Source organism: Allonocardiopsis opalescens (assembly GCF_003002095.1).
GTDB lineage: Bacteria > Actinomycetota > Actinomycetes > Streptosporangiales > Streptosporangiaceae > Allonocardiopsis > Allonocardiopsis opalescens.
This window is the reverse complement of the sequence record NZ_PVZC01000001.1, coordinates 649,495-664,563: the sequence shown is the minus strand read 5'-3', so window position 1 is coordinate 664,563 and position 15,069 is coordinate 649,495. Positions and strand designations below refer to the sequence as shown.

General features: G+C 75.9%; 14 protein-coding genes. 8 read left to right on the top strand and 6 right to left on the bottom strand.

Going from position 1 to position 15,069, the window contains the following annotated elements; translation table 11 throughout:
* Window positions 1–36 precede the first annotated feature (36 nt).
* Both xseA and CLV72_RS02540 read left to right on the top strand, forming a co-directional pair.
* Complete coding sequence (gene xseA, locus CLV72_RS02545) at window positions 37–1,299, top strand: exodeoxyribonuclease VII large subunit (RefSeq protein WP_106238473.1); 1,263 nt, start codon at window positions 37–39, stop codon at window positions 1,297–1,299.
* Window positions 1,300–1,343: 44 nt separating this feature from the next.
* The gene (locus CLV72_RS02540) at window positions 1,344–1,625 is read left to right on the top strand and encodes an exodeoxyribonuclease VII small subunit (RefSeq protein WP_106241118.1); all 282 of its coding nucleotides are present in this window, start codon (window positions 1,344–1,346) and stop codon (window positions 1,623–1,625) included.
* 17 nt (window positions 1,626–1,642) lie between these two features.
* On the opposite strand, the gene CLV72_RS02535 is transcribed toward CLV72_RS02540, so the two are convergent.
* Together CLV72_RS02535 and CLV72_RS02530 are read right to left on the bottom strand one after the other, a co-directional pair.
* Window positions 1,643–2,176 (bottom strand): DUF4245 domain-containing protein, encoded by a 534-nt coding sequence (locus CLV72_RS02535; protein WP_106238469.1) that lies wholly within the window; start codon window positions 2,174–2,176, stop codon window positions 1,643–1,645.
* Window positions 2,177–2,241: 65 nt separating this feature from the next.
* Window positions 2,242–2,841, bottom strand: coding sequence for a TetR/AcrR family transcriptional regulator (locus CLV72_RS02530; RefSeq protein WP_106238466.1), 600 nt, complete (start codon window positions 2,839–2,841; stop codon window positions 2,242–2,244).
* A 187-nt stretch (window positions 2,842–3,028) separates the two neighbouring features.
* Between CLV72_RS02530 and glpX the strand changes: the two genes are divergently transcribed.
* The gene (gene glpX / locus CLV72_RS02525; protein ID WP_106238462.1) at window positions 3,029–4,066 is read left to right on the top strand and encodes a class II fructose-bisphosphatase; all 1,038 of its coding nucleotides are present in this window, start codon (window positions 3,029–3,031) and stop codon (window positions 4,064–4,066) included.
* Window positions 4,067–4,076: 10 nt separating this feature from the next.
* Here the strand turns inward: glpX and CLV72_RS02520 are convergent, their stop codons facing one another.
* Window positions 4,077–4,658, bottom strand: a complete 582-nt coding sequence (locus CLV72_RS02520; RefSeq protein ID WP_245929821.1) for a DUF1707 SHOCT-like domain-containing protein — start codon at window positions 4,656–4,658, stop codon at window positions 4,077–4,079.
* 423 nt (window positions 4,659–5,081) lie between these two features.
* Here CLV72_RS02520 and CLV72_RS02515 point away from each other — a divergent pair, with 423 nt between their 5' ends.
* Genes CLV72_RS02515 through CLV72_RS02500 form a run of 4 tightly spaced genes read left to right on the top strand, consistent with a single transcriptional unit; the run spans window position 5,082 to window position 7,920 of the window.
* Window positions 5,082–6,029, top strand: a complete 948-nt coding sequence (locus CLV72_RS02515) for an ABC transporter ATP-binding protein (RefSeq protein WP_211302665.1) — start codon at window positions 5,082–5,084, stop codon at window positions 6,027–6,029.
* An 18-nt stretch (window positions 6,030–6,047) separates the two neighbouring features.
* On the top strand, window positions 6,048–6,878 hold the full coding sequence (locus tag CLV72_RS02510; RefSeq protein ID WP_106238457.1) for an ABC transporter permease: 831 nt from the start codon (window positions 6,048–6,050) through the stop codon (window positions 6,876–6,878).
* Between the two features lie 41 nt (window positions 6,879–6,919).
* Entirely contained in the window at window positions 6,920–7,438 is a 519-nt protein-coding gene (locus CLV72_RS02505; RefSeq protein ID WP_106238454.1) for an NUDIX hydrolase, read from the top strand.
* 47 nt (window positions 7,439–7,485) lie between these two features.
* On the top strand, window positions 7,486–7,920 hold the full coding sequence (locus CLV72_RS02500; protein WP_106238451.1) for a DUF6157 family protein: 435 nt from the start codon (window positions 7,486–7,488) through the stop codon (window positions 7,918–7,920).
* A 16-nt stretch (window positions 7,921–7,936) separates the two neighbouring features.
* On the opposite strand, the gene CLV72_RS02495 is transcribed toward CLV72_RS02500, so the two are convergent.
* Window positions 7,937–8,890 carry a helix-turn-helix transcriptional regulator gene (locus CLV72_RS02495; RefSeq protein ID WP_106238447.1) on the bottom strand — a complete coding sequence of 318 codons (954 nt, stop codon included), beginning with the start codon at window positions 8,888–8,890 and terminating at the stop codon, window positions 7,937–7,939.
* A gap of 70 nt (window positions 8,891–8,960) precedes the next feature.
* Between CLV72_RS02495 and CLV72_RS02490 the strand changes: the two genes are divergently transcribed.
* Window positions 8,961–11,300: an ATP-binding cassette domain-containing protein gene (locus CLV72_RS02490; RefSeq protein ID WP_106238445.1), complete on the top strand. Its 2,340-nt coding sequence runs from the start codon at window positions 8,961–8,963 to the stop codon at window positions 11,298–11,300.
* Here CLV72_RS02490 and CLV72_RS02485 read toward each other — a convergent pair.
* Together CLV72_RS02485 and CLV72_RS02480 are read right to left on the bottom strand one after the other, a co-directional pair.
* A complete protein-coding gene (locus CLV72_RS02485) occupies window positions 11,237–12,115 on the bottom strand; it encodes an ABC transporter permease (RefSeq protein ID WP_106238442.1) in 879 nt (292 codons plus the stop codon). The two genes, CLV72_RS02490 and CLV72_RS02485, sit on opposite strands and share 64 nt — an antisense overlap.
* The gene (locus CLV72_RS02480) at window positions 12,112–15,039 is read right to left on the bottom strand and encodes an alpha/beta fold hydrolase (protein ID WP_106238438.1); all 2,928 of its coding nucleotides are present in this window, start codon (window positions 15,037–15,039) and stop codon (window positions 12,112–12,114) included. Before CLV72_RS02480 ends, CLV72_RS02485 begins: the two co-directional genes overlap by 4 nt.
* Between the last annotated feature and the right edge of the window lie 30 nt (window positions 15,040–15,069).

Here is a 15,069-nt window from a genome sequence, read left to right as displayed (position 1 = left end):
CCGCCGCTGACCGTGGCAGCGGCTAGGGTCGGGCGCATGGGTATGGACACGTCGGCCGAGTCGCCGGCCCCGGTCCGGGTGGTGAACCAGCTGATCGGCCAGTGGATCGGCAAGCTGGGCCGCATCTGGGTCGAGGGCCAGATCGCCGAGCTGAGCGTGCGCGGCGCCACCGCCTACCTCACCCTGCGCGACCCCGTCGCGAACATGTCGGTGCGCGTGGTCTGCCAGCGGCGGGTGCTGGAGGCGTCCCAGCCCGCCCCCACCGAGGGCACCCGCGTCGTGGTGCACGCCAAGCCCGACTTCTGGGTGAACCGGGGCAGCTTCTCCCTCCAGGGGCTGGAGATCCGGCACGTCGGCGTGGGCGAGCTGCTGGCCCGGCTGGAGCGGCTGCGCGCCACCCTCGCCGCCGAGGGCCTGTTCGCCGAGGCGCGCAAGCGGCCGCTGCCCTTCCTGCCCGGCCAGGTCGGGCTGATCTGCGGCCGCAACTCCGCCGCCGAGCGCGACGTGCTGGAGAACGGCCGCCGCCGGTGGCCGGCCGTGCGCTTCCGGGTGGAGCAGGTCGCCGTGCAGGGCGACCGCGCCGTCGGCCAGGTGCTGGCCGCGCTGCGCGAACTCGACGCCGACCCGGCTGTGGACGTGATCGTGATCGCCCGGGGCGGCGGCTCCATCGAGGACCTGCTGCCCTTCTCCGACGAGGCGCTGGTGCGCGCGGTGGCGGCCTGCCGCACCCCCGTGGTCAGCGCGATCGGCCACGAGCAGGACAGCCCGCTGCTGGACCTGGTGGCCGACGTGCGCGCCTCCACCCCCACCGACGCCGCCAAGCGGGTGGTCCCCGACGTCGCCGAGCAGCTGGCCCTGATCGCCCAGCTGCGCGAGCGGGGGCGCCGCTGGCTGCACGGCTGGCTGGGCCGCGAGGAGGCGTGGCTGCGCGGGGTGCGCTCCCGGCCGGCCCTGGCCGACCCGGTGCGCGAGATCGACCGGCTGGCCGAGCAGGCCGAGGGCCTGCGCGACCGCGCCCGCCGCTGCTTCGAGGGGCGGCTGGACCGGGCCGGCGAGGACCTCGGCCACACCCTGGCGCGGCTGCGCGCGCTCTCCCCCGCCGCCACCCTGGGGCGTGGCTACGCCATCGTGCAGCAGGCCGACGGCACGGTGGTGCGCTCGGCCGCGCAGGTGGCGGCCGGCGAGGAGCTGCGGCTGCGCTTCGAGCACGACGCCCTCGCCGTCCGGGCCGGCGACGCGGCGGATGGCGGCGAGGCGGCCGAGGCGGTCGGCGCCGACGGCCAGGCCGCGACGGGCTGACACACCGAAGGACGGACGGAACCGACATGGGCGGGAGCACCGCGATGGGCAAGGCGAGCGGCGAGACGGCGGCCGGCACCGGCGAGGGCGCGCCGGAGGCGGCCGAGGCCACCCTCAGCTACGAGCAGGCCCGCGAGGAGCTGGCGGCCGTGGTCAGGCGGCTGGAGGGCGGCGGCCTCAGCCTGGAGGAGTCGCTGCGGTTGTGGCAGCGCGGCGAGGACCTGGCCACCACCTGCGAGCAGTGGCTGGAGGGCGCCCGCGCCAAGCTCGCCGCCGCGCTGGCCGAGCGCACCGAGCCCGACGACGGGGCCGAGGCGCCGTTCTGAGCCGGGGCGCGGCGTCCTCAGCCGCTGTGCGGGCGCAGGGAGCCGGCCAGTTCGGCGAGTTCGTCGAGGCTCGCGGTGCCCTCGACCACCAGGGTGACGCCTTCGGCCTCGCGCGCCAGGGCGCGGCGCTGCCCGTCGCCGCTGAGGTAGCGGGTCCACGGCTCGCCGCCGAGGTTCAGCTCTCCGTCGGGGCGCGGCTCGGCCAGGCGCTCGGCGACCAGTTCCTCGGCGGCCGTGCCCGCCTGCCAGACGGAGGCGTGCTCCAGCTGGGGGGTGGCGAAGCCGAGGCGCCAGGTGACGGCCTCGCCCTCGCCCTCGACCCGCGAGGCGGTGGGGCGCCACTCGGGGCCGAGGCCGGCGGGGGCGTACACCGGGAAGGGGTCGGTCATCTCCAGGGCGGCCAGCTGGGCGGAGTAGTCGTGCGGGGGCGGCGCCTCCGGCTGGTGCAGGGCGGCGTTGGCCGCCATCAGCACACCCACCAGCGCGCACAGCCCGAAGGCGACCGCGAAACCGCCGAAACCCGCACGCGCGCGGCCCGCCGCGCCACTCATCGCCCGCCTCCTCGCTCCGCCGCGCCCTCGCGGCGGCCCTCCCCTCGACCTTAAGGGGCGCCTGCTCAGCCCGCGCGCGAGGTCCGGATTCCGGCGAGGGTGCCCAGGACGTCGGCGGCGAGCGCGCGGGCGCGCCGCTCGTCCTCCAGCCGGGCCAGCTCGGCCACCGCCGCGATCATCGTGCCGCTGACCACGATCAGCAGCGCGGCGTCGACGGGCTCCTCGGCCTGCCGGAACACCCGGGCGCTGCGGTTCACCCAGTCGTGCATGTGCCGGCGCAGGATCGCGTCGAAGCCGGGCGGGCCGTCGCCGCTGACGAACAGCCGCGACAGCTCCCGCTCCAGGATGCAGCCGTCTAGGTAGGCGCGGGCGCCCTCGATGAGCAGCGGCACCGGCTCGGTGCGGCCCTGGGCGCGGGCGGCGTGGATGGCGGTGCGGGTGCGCTCCTGCTGCCGCTGCTGGAAGTCGTTGTAGAGGCTCAGGTAGAGGTCGCCCTTGCCGCTGAAATGGTGGTAGAGGCTGCCGACGCTGGCCCGCGCACGGGTGACGATGTCGTGCACCGACGCCTGCGCGAAACCGACCTCGCCGAACACCGCGCGGGCCGCCGCGAGCAGGGCGTTCCTGGTGGCCACGCCGCGCTCCGACACCGGACCGGGACTCTGCACGCACTCCTCCGTCCGCTCGGCCGAAAGCGGCGCGGCGCGCCGCGCCGCACAGCGGCCCCGGAGCGCTGCGCTCCGGTGCCTCCAAACTACGCTGGTGGTGCGCCGGGCGGCACGTCCGTCCGGTCGGTCCTGCGGACGCGCCCCGACCGCGCAGCGGAGCAGACGAAAGCAGAGAGGCAGCCCCACGATGGCGAACCCGACCACCGAACCGCTGGCCACCGACCACGCCGCCCCCGACCGCAACCTCGCGCTCGAAATGGTCCGTGTCACCGAGGCCGCGGCGCTGGCCGCCGCCCGGTGGGTGGGGCAGGGCGACAAGAACGGCGCCGACGGCGCGGCCGTCACCGCCATGCGGCGGCTGATCAACACGGTCGCCATGAACGGCACGGTCGTCATCGGCGAGGGCGAGAAGGACAACGCGCCCATGCTGTTCAACGGCGAGTCCGTGGGCGACGGCACCGGCCCCGACTGCGATGTGGCGGTCGACCCGATCGACGGCACCCGGCTGACGGCCGACGGCATGCCCAACGCCATCTCGGTGATCGCGGTCAGCGCCCGCGGCTCCATGTACGACCCCTCGGCGGTGTTCTACATGGAGAAGCTGGTCACCGGCCCCGAGGCCGCCGACCACGTCGACATCGGCGCCCCGGTCGCCGACAACATCCGCGCGGTGGCGCGCGCCAAGGGCGGCTCGCCGCAGGACGTCACCGTGGTCATCCTGGACCGGCCGCGCCACCAGGACCTGGTCCGCGAGGTGCGCGCCGCCGGGGCCAGGATCAAGTTCATCACCGACGGCGACGTGGCGGGCGCCGTAATGGCCGCGCGGGCGGGCACCGGTGTCGACCTGCTGCTGGGCATCGGCGGCACCCCGGAGGGGGTGATCGCGGCCTGCGCGATCAAGTGCCTGGGCGGCGTCATCCAGGGCCGGCTGTGGCCCACCTCCGACGACGAGCGGCGCCGCGCCCTGGACGCCGGGCACGACCTCGGCCGGGTGCTGACCACCGACGAGCTGGTCGCCTCCGACGACGTGTTCTTCGCCGCCACCGGCATCACCGACGGCGAGATCATGAAGGGCGTCCGCTACCGCTCCGGCGGCGCGCACACCAACAGCCTGGTCATGCGCGGCCGCAGCGGCACCATCCGCCAGATCGCCAGCGAGCACCGGCTGGCCAAGCTGCACGCCTACAGCGTCGTCGACTTCTCCTCGGCCGCCGAGCGGCGCTGACCGGTCCGCCCTACCCCCGGCGCCCGAAGCGGCGGCGCGGGCGCTTGGGGGTGTGGACGCGGATGGAGCCGAGCACCGTGTAGCCGACGATCTCCACGACGGGGGCGTCGGGGCGGGGCGGGCGGCGCGGGGGGCGGCCGCGGCTGCCGAGGAAGGACCAGCCGCCGGTGAGGCGCACCTCCACGCCGTCGGGCACGGTGATGTGCACGGTTCCGGCCAGGGCGGCGGCGGTGACGACGACGCGGCGCTCCTGGAGCAGGGCGTCGGTGAGGTCGAGGCGGGCGTTGCTGAACGCGGCCACGGCCAGTTCGCGCTCGCCGACCACCCAGCGGCCGTCGCGCTCCTGGGGGCGGCCGAGCGCGATGACGGGGCCGTGGGCGATGCGGACCGGCTGGGCGTTCTCGGGGGCGAGGTCGGCGGTGATGGCGGCCAGTTCGCCCAGGGTGCGGGCGCGGGCGGCGCGCTCGGACCGGGCGGCGTGCTCGTCGAGGTCGAGGCGGCCGTCGGCGGCGGCCGCGTCCAGCAGTTCCCGGACGCCCTCGCGGTCGGCGTCGGAGGCGCGGAGGTCGCGCGGGGGCAGCGGCTGGCTCACACCGCAACGGTAGCCGATCCGACCCCGGCACCCCGGTGCCCGCGGGCCTTCGGGCCCTTGGCGGAGGAGTGGCGAGCCGACGCGAACAGGCCCGTGCCCGGCGCGCGGCGGCCGTCCCTCCCGGACCGCCCGCGATCGGCCCCGACGCGACGCCCGCGCATGGGCGCCGCCGGCCGCCTGACGCTTCGGGACGCCTGTCAAATCGGCCGTGCACAGGCGGCCGAGTGCGGGGCCGCTCGTCCACAGGCGGCGGCGCACGGCGGCGCGGACCGTGCCGGGCGCGAAATAATGGTGATGGGGTCGCCCCCCTGGGCGGGAGGGGGATGCGCGGAGGGGACGTGCGCGTGCCGGGCGGGACCCGCCCGGCGGTTCGGGGCCGGCGCCCTTCGAACACATCAGCGAGCGGGCCCGTAGGATGGCGCAATGATCTCGTCCGATGCCGTGCTCGGCCCCGACCACGTGCCCGGTGGGCCCGCGATCCGGCTGGGCGGGGTGGTGAAGCGCTATGGCGACGTCGCCGCGGTGAACGGGCTCGACCTCGATGTTCCCGCCGGGATCTGCATGGGGCTGCTCGGGCCCAACGGCGCGGGCAAGAGCACCACCATGAGGATGCTGACCGCGCAGAGCCGGGCCGACGCCGGGGAGATCTCGGTGCTCGGGTTCCCGGTCCCGGCCATGTCCAAGCAGGCGCGGGCGCTGATGGGCGTGGTGCCCCAGCACGACAACCTGGACGAGGAGCTGACGGCGCGGCAGAACCTGGAGGTGTTCGCGCGGCTGTACCGGGTGCCGCGGCGCGAGCGGGCGGCCGCGGTGGACCGCGCGCTGGAGCTGGCGCAGCTGACCGACCGCCAGCGCAGCCGCACGGTCGACCTCTCCGGCGGCATGCGCCGCAGGCTGCTGATCGCCCGCGGCCTGGTGCACGCGCCGCGTGCGGTGCTGCTGGACGAGCCCACCGTCGGGCTCGACCCGCAGGTGCGCCAGCAGCTGTGGACGCTGATCACGGCGCTGCGCGACGACGGCGTCACCGTGCTGATGTCCACCCACTACATCGAGGAGGCCGAGCGGCTCTCCGACGAGGTGGCGCTGATGTCCAGGGGCCGGGTGATCGCCCGGGGCCGCCCGGCGGACCTGGTGGCCGACCATGCCGGGGTGCGCACCGAAGAGTTCTACGGACCGCCGCGCCGCCTCGCCGAGGTGGAGCGGATCGCGGCCGACCTCGGCTTCACCACCCGGCGCACCGGCCCGTCGGTGTCGGTGCTGCGGGCGGAGAAGATCACGCCGCAGGCGCGCGAGCGGCTGGGTCAGGGCGAGGCCAGGGCCAGCCACCTGGAGGACGTGTTCGTGCTGCTGACCGGCGAGACGGTCGAGTAGCGGAAGGCGAGGACGATCATGAACGCCGACGCCGACGCCGCGGTGCGCACACCGCTGCGCACCGGCCGCCCGCACGGCCCGGTGCACCGCTTCGAGCTGGCGGCGGTGGCCGGGGTGTGGCGGCGCGAGCTGGCGCTGTACCGGCGGTACTGGACCACCACCACCTTCGCGTCGGTGGTGGAGCCCACCATCTACCTGCTGGCCTTCGGCTTCGGCTTCGGCTCGCTGGTGGGCGTGGTGGCGGGCTACCGCTACATCGACTTCGTCGGCACCGGGGTGGTGGCCACCGCGGTGCTGTTCACCTCGGCCTTCCCCGGCATGTTCAGCACCTACGTGCGCCGCACCTTCCAGCACACCTACGACGGCATGCTCTCCACCCCGGTCGACACGCACGAGTTGGTCACCGCCGAGGCCACCTGGATCGCGGCCAAGTCGGGGGTGTACGGCTGCGCGCCGCTGCTGGTGGCGATGGCCTTCGGGCTGCCGCCCGCGCCGACCATGCTGCTGGTGCCGCTGATCGCGTTCGTCACCGGGCTCGGCTTCGGCCTGTTCGGCATCCTGGTGTCGGCGCTGGTGCCCTCGATCAACTCCTTCGACTACATCATCTCCGGCGTCCTCACCCCGCTGTTCCTGGTCGCCGGAACCTTCTTCCCGCTGGACCAGCTGCCGCCGTGGGTGGCGGTGCTGGCGCAGTTCAACCCGCTTTACCACTGCGTGGAGCTGGTCAGGCACGCCGTGTTCGGCCCGCAGCCGCTCGCCGATCTCGGCCACGTCGGCGCGCTGCTGCTGTTCGCCGCGCTGATGTGGGTGCTGGCCGTGTGGCGGATGCGCCGCAAGCTCATCGACTGACCGGCCCCCGTCCGCGGAACCGGAGCCGAGAGGACGCCCGCATGCTCGTCCGCGACGCCCACGGCAGCGCGCTGCTCGCGCTGCACCCACCGGACGCCGCGCCCGGCGGCATCCCGGTCCCGGCCGCCCTGGTGGTCGCCCGGCTGGGCGGCTCGGTGCTGCTGGTCTTCGACCGGTGGCGCGCCCGGTGGGAGCTGCCGGGCGGCGGGATCGACCCCGGGGAGACGCCGCGGCAGGCGGCCGGGCGCGAACTCTTCGAGGAGTCCGGCCAGCGCGCCGACCGGCTCGACCCGGCCGTGCTGGCCGAGTTCGAGCTGCCCGGCGGCGACGGCACCGTCCGCCGCGAGCTGGCCGCCGTGTACCGGTGCGCCCTGGCGGCGCTGGAGCCGGGGGGTGTGCCCAATGACGAGATCGCCGAGACCATGCTGTGGGACCCCGCGCGGCCGCCGCCGGCGGACGCCTCGCCGATCGACACCGCCATCGCGGCGGCGGTGCTCGCGGCCTGGCCGGGCCCGCCGGGCCGCCGCGGCGCCCCTTGTCCGCCCTCCGGCCTAAGCTGAACGGATCCGCGGGTCGAAGCCTCGACCCATCCCCCGGGAGAGCCGCCGTGGACCTGAACTACTACCGCACCTTCATCGCCGTCAGCGACGACTGCCCGGCCGAGGCCGCCGCGGAGCCGCCGGTGCGGGCCGGCCGCGAGACGGTCGCCTCCGTCCAGTACCGGATGCTCGCCGAGCACCCCGCCGCCTACACCCAGGAGGACGTGCTCTTCGAGAGCTGGCTGCGCCGGCAGCCGCCCTCCGAGGAGGTGCCCGCCGAGCCCACCGACGCCCAGCGGGCCGCGCTGCGCGACCGCTTCTTCTCCCGGTCCCACGCCTGCCTGCGCGCCTCCCCGCTGCCCAAGACCTACGGCTGGGGGCTGCTCTTCGACGACGAGGGCCGCATCACGCTCTGCCCCCGCGAGTCCGAGGAGTACGCCCGCCTCCTCACCGGCCCCGACGGCATCCGCGTGCTGAAGGCGATGCGCTCCAAGCGCGCCTGAGCGGGCCGCGCGGCCGTCAGCCGACGGCGCGGTCCAGACGCTCGCGCAGCCTCGCGCAGTAGGAGCGGAAGGCGTCGGGTTCGGTGATGTCGAAGTCGACGCCCAGGGTGAGGACGACGGTGGCGAGCCATTCGAAGGAGTCCACCCAGGCGGTGAGGCGGCAAGCGCCGTCCGTCAGCGGTTCCAGCACGCCGTCCTGGGCGCGCAGCCGGTCGGCGACTTGCTCGGCCGGGGCGTGCAGGGTGAGCACGGCCCGGTGCCGCCGGGCGCGGAAGGCGGCGGCCAGGTAGTCGGCGGCGGACTCTGCGGGCAGCTCGCGCGGGGTGAAGTACTGGCCGGTGCGGACCAGCCCGCTGACGCGGTCCAGCCGGAAGCTGCGCCAGTCGGCGCGCTCGGTGTCCCAGGCCAGCAGGTACCAGCGGCGGCGGAGCAGCACCTGGCGGTAGGGCTCGGCGCGCCGCCGGGTGTCGGCGCCGTCGCGGTCGCGGTAGGTGAAGCGGACGCGCTCGTGCCGCCGCACCGCGCCGCCCAGGTCGGCGAGCAGCCCGGCCGGCACCTGCGCGCCGGGGTCGGGGGCGATCTCGGTGCCCTCGTGCGCGGCGGCCACCCGGGGCCGCAGCCGGGCCGGCAGCACCTGTTCGAGCTTGCGCAGCGCGCGGGTGGCGGCGGAGTCGTCCACATCGGCGATGGCCGAGGTGCGCGCGGCCAGCCGCACCCCGACGGCCACCGCGATCGCCTCCTCGTCGTCCAGCAGCAGCGGCGGCAGGGCGGTGCCCGCCGCCAGCCGGTAGTGCCCGCCGGGCCCGGGCCGGGTGTGCACGGGGTAGCCGAGCGAGCGGAGCCGGTCGACGTCGCGGCGCAGGGTGCGGCGGCTGACCCCCAGCCGCTCGGCGAGTTCCTCGCCGCTCCAGCCGCCGCCGTCCTGGAGCAGCGAGAGCAGTGCCAGCATGCGGCGGCTCGCGTCGGCCATCCGGCCATTGTGCCCGAACACCTGGGAGATGCGGCCGCGTTCTGGCCGCATCTCTGCCTAGCGTGGCGGCATGGACACGAAACAGCAGGTCACCGCCGAACATGACCGCATCAGGGTCGTCGGGGCCCGGGAGAACAACCTCAGGGACGTGAGCCTGGAGATCCCGAAGGGATGCCTCACGGTGGTCACCGGGGTGTCGGGCTCGGGCAAGTCCTCGCTGGTGTTCGACACCGTCGCCGCCGAGTCGCAGCGGCAGCTCAACGAGACCTTCCCCGCGTTCGTCCGCAACCGGCTGCCGCACTACGGGCAGCCCGAGGCGGACGCGCTGGAGAACCTGTCGGCGACGATCGTGGTCGACCAGCGGCGGCTGGGCGGCAACGCCCGCTCGACCGTGGGCACCGCCACCGAGATCGGCCCGCTGCTGCGGCTGCTGTACTCGCGGGCCGGCACCCCGTTCGTGGGCTACTCGCCCGCGTTCTCGTTCAACGACCCGCGCGGCATGTGCCCGCGCTGCGAGGGGCTGGGCCGGGTGGACGACATCGACGCCGACCGGCTGCTGGACTACGACCGCTCGCTGCACGAGGGCGCCATCCGCTTCTCCCCCTTCGCGCCGGGCGGCTGGCGGCTGCGGCGCTACACCGAGACGGGCCTGTTCGACAACGACCTGCCGCTGCGCGACTACTCCGCGGAGCAGCTGCACACCCTGCTGCACGCCGAGGGCTTCAAGCCGGCCGACCCGGGGCCGGGCTGGCCGCCGTCGTCCACCTACGAGGGGCTGCTGCCCCGGATCAGGCGCGGCTTCCTGACCAGGAGCAACGAGCGGGCCAAGCCCGAGGTGCTGGCCGAGCTGGACACCTTCGTCACCCGGCGGACCTGCCCGGCCTGCGGCGGCGCCCGGCTGAACGCGGCCGCGCTCAGCAGCAGGGTCGACGGCCGCACCATCGCCGAGTGCACCGCCATGGAGGCCGAGGCGCTGCTGGAGGCGGTGCGCGGCATCACCGATCCGAAGGCGGCCACCCTGGTGGCCGCGCTGGCCGCCCGGCTCGAAGCGCTCATCTCGGTGGGGCTGGGCTATCTCACCCTGGACCGGGAGACGCCGTCGCTGTCGGGCGGGGAGTCGCAGCGGGTGAAGCTGGTCCGCCACCTCGGGTCCAGCCTGACCGGGATGACCTACATCCTGGACGAGCCGAGCGCCGGGCTGCACCCGCACGACGTGGCCCGGCTGAACCGGCTGATGCTGCGGCTGCGCGACAAGGGCAACACCGTGCTGGTGGTCGAGCACGACCGCGACGTGATCGCCATCGCCGACCACGTGATCGACATGGGCCCCGGCGCGGGCGCCGACGGCGGCACCGTGGTCTACCAAGGCGATGTGGCCGGCCTGGCCCGCTCGGGCACCGCCACCGGCCGCCACCTCGCCGCCGCGGTCCGCACCCGCGCCGAGCCGCGCACCCCCGCGGGCTGGATCCGGGTGCGCGGCGCCACCCGGCACAATCTGCGCGGGGTCGACGCCGACCTGCCCACCGGTGTGCTGACCGCGGTCACCGGGGTGGCGGGCTCGGGCAAGAGCACCCTGGTCCGCGAGGCGCTGCCCCCGTCGGACCCGGACACGGCCACGATCGACCAGTCGCCCATCCCCGGCTCGCGCCGCTCCAGCCCGGCCACCTACACCGGGGTGCTCGACCCGATCCGGCGGCTGTTCGCCCGCGCCAACGGGGTGCCCGCGGCGCTGTTCAGCGCCAACTCGGCCGGCGGCTGCCCGGAGTGCGGCGGCCTGGGGGTGATCGAGACGGACCTGGCCTTCATGGACCCGGTGACGACGGTGTGCGAGGCCTGCGGCGGCGCCCGCTTCTCGCCCGAGGCGCTGCGGCACCGGCTGCGGGGCCGCGACATCGCGCAGGTGCTCGGCCTGTCGGTGGCCGACGCACGCGACTTCTTCACCGAGCCCGAGATCGCGCCCGCGCTGGCCCGGCTGGACGAGGTGGGCCTCGGCTACCTCAGCCTGGACCAGCCGCTGAGCACCCTGTCGGGCGGCGAGCGGCAGCGGATCAAGCTCGCCGCCGTGCTGGACCGCGGCGGCGGCCGCTACGTGCTGGACGAGCCGACCACCGGGCTGCACCCGTCGGACACCGGGCGGCTGCTGGCCGTGCTGGACCGGCTGGTCGACCAGGGCGGCACCGTGGTCGTGATCGAGCACGACCTGGAGGTGATCGCCCGGGCGGACTGGGTGCTGGACCTGGGGCCGGGCCCCGGCCGCCACGGCGGGCGGGTGCTGTTCGCGGGCCGGCCCGCCGCGCTGGCGGAGTCGCCGGACTCGCTGACAGGCCGCCACCTGTGCGGATTTCGCTACGACACCACGTCGGCGGAGCGGAAGCGGCGGAAGGCCCACGCGAACAGCACCACGGCGTAGCTGAGCGAGACGACGGCGCCGGTGGTCATCTGGTCGTAGGAGACGGTGGGCGCCAGGGCGTCCAGCCAGGCGAAGCCCCAGTGGCCGGGCAGCGCCTGCCGCCAGTCGCCCAGCGCCTCCACCGCGTCCAGGATGTTGGAGACGATGATCATGGCCACCGCACCGCCGACCGCGCCGAGCGGGGAGTCGGTGGCGACCGAGAGCAGGAAGGCGGCGCCGGCCACCACCGCCAGGTTCACGAAGGCGTAGCCGACGATCAGCGCCACCCGGCCCAGACCCTCCCCGGCGGGCAGTTCGGCGCCGCCGCCCGGCAGGGTCAGCGGGTTCCAGCCGTAGACGACCGCGCCGGACACCAGGGTCATCACCACCAGCACGGCCAGCGCCGCCGCGCTCAGCACCAGCGCGACCAGCAGCTTCTGCCGCAGCAGCCGCGAGCGGGGCACCGGCGCGGCCAGCAGGTAGCGCAGCGAGGACCAGTTCGCCTCGCTGGCGACGGTGTCGCCGAAGAAGAGCGCGACCACCACCACCAGCAGGAAGCTGCTGGAGACCAGCATGGTGAAGACGGTGAAGTTCAGCGCCCCGCCGGTGGCGAGGTCGACCAGGCTCACCGCGGTGCCCTCGTCGTCGCCGCCGCCGATCTGGAAGGCGGCGATCAGCACCCACGGCAGCGCCAGCAGCAGCCCGAAGGTGATCACGGTGCGGCGGCGCAGCAGCTGCCGCAGCAGCTCCACCCGCAGGGGCAGGGTGCGCCGCGCCCGGTAGCCGGCGGCGGTGACGGCCGCCTCAGGGGCGCGCCCGGTGCCGTCCGCGCTCATGCCCGCTCTCCGATCAGGCTCAGGAAGGCGTCCTCCAGCCGGCGGTGCGGCATCACCCGCTCGACGGGCACCCCGTGCGCGGCCAGCGCCGCGACCGCGTCGGCGGTGCTCGCGCCGTCGAGGGTGACGACCAGGCCGTCGGGGCCGTCCTCGACCGCGGCCACCCCGGGCAGCCCGGCCAGCGCTGCGCGGGCCCGCTCGGGCTCGGGGGTGCCGACGGCGACGGTGCCGGCGCCGCCCACGATCTCGCGGACCGGGCCCTCGGCGACCTTGGCGCCGCGGTCCATCACCACCACGTGGGTGCACACCTGCTCCACCTCAGCCAGCAGGTGGCTGGAGACGATGACGGTGCGGCCGCCCCTCGCGTAGCGGGCCAGCACCTCGCGCATCCGGTGGATCTGCGGCGGGTCGAGGCCGTTGGTCGGCTCGTCCAGCACCAGCAGGTCGGGCAGGCCGAGCATGGCCTGGGCGATGGCGAGCCGCTGCCGCATGCCCTGCGAGTAGCTGCGCACCGGGCGGCGCAGCGCGGCGCCGAGGTCGGCGATGGCCGCCGCTTCCTCCAGGTGCGCGTCGGCGGCCGGGCGCCCGGTGGCCCGCCAGTACAGCTCCAGATTGGCCCGGCCGGACAGGTGCGGCAGGAAGCCGGGCCCCTCCACGAAGGAGCCGAGCCGCGAGAGCGCGGGCGTGCCGGGCACCACCCGGCGCCCGAAGATCCGGATCTCGCCGCCGTCCGGGGTGATCAGGCCCATCAGCATTCTCAGGGTGGTCGTCTTCCCTGCCCCGTTGGGGCCGAGCAGGCCGAGCACCTGGCCCCGCTCCACCCGCAGCGACAGGCCGTCGACGGCGAGGTGGCCGTCGCGGTAGCGCTTGGTGAGATCGGTGATGACCAGCGGCACATCGGCCAGCGCGGGCTCGGGCGGCCCGGGGCGGACCCGGCGCCGCCCGGTGAGCAGCAGCAGCGCGGCGAGCGCGAGGGCGGCGAGCGGCAGCACCGGCACCCACCAGGCCAGCGGGGTCTCGGGCGCCGCGAGGCCCTCGCGGACCGGCATCTCCACCCCGACGTCGGCCGCGGCGATGGCGACGGCGCCGTCCCGCTCGGGGACGTGGTAGGCCATGTCGGTGGTGCTCACCACGAAGGCCAGCGTGTGTCCCTCGGCGAAGGTGTAGTCCATCGCGGGCAGCCGCACGTCGACCTCGGTGCCCTCGGGGGTGGCCGTCACCGTCAGCGGCGCCACCAGCTGGTGCGGCAGCACCGGCACCCCCTGCGGACCCACGTCGTAGACCTTGGCGAACAGGGTGACCTCGCCCTCGCCGATCACGCTGATGCGCATGGACGGGCTGCCGGTGACGGCGAGGTCGGCGCCGAGCGGTTCGGAGCTGAGGTAGGCCGCCTGCCCGGGCGGGTCGACGGCGAGGCCGCCGGCCGCGGCCCCGCCGAGCGCGCCGAGGCCGCCGCCCGCCCCCGGCATGACCGACACGGACTCGGGCACGCCGCCGATGGGGGTGGTGACCGGCTGCGGCGGGGAGGGCAGCAGCCCGACGGTGCGGCGGGTGTCGCCGCCCAGGCCGGTGTACTCGGCCGTGCTCACGTGCTGGAGGGCGCCCGGCGCGGCCTGCCCGCCGCCGCCCTGCGGGCCGGGCCGGGAGGCGACCGGGCCGGCGTAGCGGGTGACGGTGAAGCCCTGGCCCGCGCCGTGGGCGGCGTCGTCGGCGGAGTCGCCCGGACCGCCGGGTTCCCCGGTGGCCGGGGCGGCCAGTTCGCCGGAGGGGGCGGGCTCGGCCAGCCAGCGGTCGAACCACTCGCGGGCGCGGGCGCGGCGCAGTTCGTCCTCTCCGTCGCCGCCGTCGTGGCCGCCCTCGAACCACACCACCTCCACCGGCGCGCCGTTGGCCTGGACGGCCTCGGCGATCGCGTCGGCGTGGGTGAGCGGGAAGAGCGAGTCGTTGAGGCCCTGCATGACCAGGGTGGGGACCGCGATCCGGTCGGCCACCGCGGCCGGGCTGTGCTCGCGCAGCAGGTCGAGCTGGGCGCCGGTGGCGGCGCCGTCCTCGGCGACGTCCTGGTAGAGCGCGCAGATGTCGGAGCGGAAGCTGCCGCAGCGGATGCCCTCGCCGATCGCGGCCAGCTCCCCGGCGGTGGGCGGCGCCATGTCCTCGGCCGTGGGCGGGGGCGGCTCGGGCGGCGCCGCGCCCGGGCCCGGGTCCGCGTCCTCCCCTTCGGCCGGTCCGGCGAGGGGCGAGGGCCCGTCGAGCCCGCCCGCGCCGAACAGCACCCCGGCCCAGCGGCGCTGGAAGACGCCCTCGGCCGGGCCGCCGGGCCCGGCGTTGGGGAAGAGCGCGTCGGCCAGGTCGAAGTAGGTCATCTGCGGCACGATCGCGTCGACCCGCTCGTCGTACCCGGCCGCCTGGAGGGCGACGGCGCCGCCGTAGGAGGCGCCGCTGATGCCGACCCTGGGGTCGCCGGGCCCGTCCAGCCGCACGTAGGGGCGCGCGGCCAGCCAGTCGATCAGCGCCCGCACGTCGGCCACCTCGTGGTCGGGGTCGTTGAGCCCGATCAGGCCGTGGTCGGGGTCGAAGGAGCCGCCGGAGCCGCGCGCCGACCAGGTGAGCACCGCGTACCCGCCGGCGGCCAGCTCGCGGGCCTCCTCGGCGGTGTCGTCCTTGGTGCCGCCCAGGCCGTGCCCGATCAGTACCGCCGGGTAGCGCGCGTCCTCGGGGCCTTCGGGCAGGAACAGGGTGGTGTCGATGCCGACCGTCTCGCCGGGGTCCGCGCCGGGCCCGGCCGGGACCTGGAGGGTGCGGTCGAAGTCCTGGACGGCGGGCTCGGCGGCGGGCGCCGACACCGCCCAGGCCGTGGCGCCCGCGACGGCGGCGAGGGCGGCCACGGCGGCGATCGCGGCGGTCGACTTCCCCCGAAGAGCCATGGACGCACTCTATGACGCACCCCATGGGGC

Excerpts from the sequence above, each read along its gene's own strand:
- CLV72_RS02535 (WP_106238469.1), bottom strand. The coding sequence starts at position 2,176 with ATGAGTGGCGCGGCGGGCCGCGCGCGTGCGGGTTTCGGCGGTTTCGCG.
- glpX (WP_106238462.1), top strand. The coding sequence starts at position 3,029 with ATGGCGAACCCGACCACCGAACCGCTGGCCACCGACCACGCCGCCCCC.
- CLV72_RS02510 (WP_106238457.1), top strand. The coding sequence starts at position 6,048 with ATGAACGCCGACGCCGACGCCGCGGTGCGCACACCGCTGCGCACCGGC.
- CLV72_RS02480 (WP_106238438.1), bottom strand. The coding sequence starts at position 15,039 with ATGGCTCTTCGGGGGAAGTCGACCGCCGCGATCGCCGCCGTGGCCGCC.
- CLV72_RS02515 (WP_211302665.1), top strand. The coding sequence starts at position 5,082 with ATGATCTCGTCCGATGCCGTGCTCGGCCCCGACCACGTGCCCGGTGGG.
- xseA (WP_106238473.1), top strand. The coding sequence starts at position 37 with ATGGGTATGGACACGTCGGCCGAGTCGCCGGCCCCGGTCCGGGTGGTG.
- CLV72_RS02505 (WP_106238454.1), top strand. The coding sequence starts at position 6,920 with ATGCTCGTCCGCGACGCCCACGGCAGCGCGCTGCTCGCGCTGCACCCA.
- CLV72_RS02485 (WP_106238442.1), bottom strand. The coding sequence starts at position 12,115 with ATGAGCGCGGACGGCACCGGGCGCGCCCCTGAGGCGGCCGTCACCGCC.
- CLV72_RS02540 (WP_106241118.1), top strand. The coding sequence starts at position 1,344 with ATGGGCAAGGCGAGCGGCGAGACGGCGGCCGGCACCGGCGAGGGCGCG.
- CLV72_RS02490 (WP_106238445.1), top strand. The coding sequence starts at position 8,961 with ATGGACACGAAACAGCAGGTCACCGCCGAACATGACCGCATCAGGGTC.
- CLV72_RS02495 (WP_106238447.1), bottom strand. The coding sequence starts at position 8,890 with ATGGCCGACGCGAGCCGCCGCATGCTGGCACTGCTCTCGCTGCTCCAG.